The sequence below is a fragment of the Stieleria maiorica genome, from assembly GCF_008035925.1.
Lineage (GTDB): Bacteria > Planctomycetota > Planctomycetia > Pirellulales > Pirellulaceae > Stieleria > Stieleria maiorica.
In genome coordinates this window covers 9,477,595-9,478,455 of sequence record NZ_CP036264.1, presented here as the reverse complement: position 1 = coordinate 9,478,455, position 861 = coordinate 9,477,595, and the positions used below count along the sequence as shown (strand labels likewise).

Annotated in this window: 2 protein-coding genes; one reads left to right on the top strand and one right to left on the bottom strand. The window is 51.7% G+C overall.

Translation table 11 applies throughout. The features are described from left to right. Positions 1–54: 54 nt before the first annotated feature. Positions 55–633 (bottom strand): DUF1595 domain-containing protein, encoded by a 579-nt coding sequence (locus Mal15_RS32395; protein WP_167547182.1) that lies wholly within the window; start codon positions 631–633, stop codon positions 55–57. Here Mal15_RS32395 and Mal15_RS34835 point away from each other — a divergent pair. Then, the coding region (locus Mal15_RS34835; protein ID WP_233903165.1) for a hypothetical protein at positions 619–861 on the top strand (243 nt) is incomplete at its 3' end. The genes Mal15_RS32395 and Mal15_RS34835 overlap by 15 nt on opposite strands.

Genomic DNA, 861 nt, shown 5'->3' with positions numbered 1-861 from the left:
GGGAAGCCATTGCCATCTCCGTAACAGGGCAGTGAGAAACCAGTCCGGCTGAATTTATTGGCGGAGGGGTTCACTGAGGCAAGGCTTCGGCGAATACTGAATCCAGATTTTGGTGCGATCGTCGTGCATGGAACCCCACAGAGCGTAAGACAGCCGAGACGCCAAATCATAGGCTCTTAATTTGCTGGCGAGCCCCTCTTCAGCAGCCTCCACCGCTGCTTCATCGATAGGAGCTTCGATGTAGAGAAAGTTGGGCGATGTAAGGATCGCTTTATAGGTATCCGCTAGTGCGGAAACAGGGGTAGCTCCGCTTGCAATTTCTTGATCGTAGAACGTCTGGTAAAGCTCGGCTTCTGCATTCAAAACCGGACGACGGAACGCCCTTCGCGCAAATTCACGAATCAAATCATAAGGCTCTTGTTCGATTTGACCACGCTTCGTGGTTCCCAAAAGTCTCTGATAGTTTTCAGGTGGCCAATTATCAGTCTCGGGCCCTTCAAGTTTCACCCAGTGGATACGAATCCTCGGGCCCTCGTACACATCGGAAATATAGGTTTCCAAAGGCTCCGCAGGTTTGTCGGAAAAGCCATCCTTGTAGTTGCTCGCGATTGTTTCCGGATGAAACTTCTCCATCACTTTTCGGATGGTGCCCCCCATCCCGCGCGGACCATTCGGGAAACGAATGCCGAAGTTAAATCCCTTATCGAGCCATACTCTGACCTTGTACTCGCGGGCACGACGATCGCACCAAAATTAGGCTGCAAACAGGAGTTTTTCGAGAAATGCGGTGTTCCAGCCTGCGATTTTTCGTTTCCGCCTAAGACTCTTCTTCCGGGTGTCTCGCTTGAGAAGCGTCGTGAC

What these genes read in the sequence shown, in the direction of transcription:
- Mal15_RS32395 (WP_167547182.1), bottom strand. Translation starts at nt 633, where the DNA reads ATGGAGAAGTTTCATCCGGAAACAATCGCGAGCAACTACAAGGATGGC.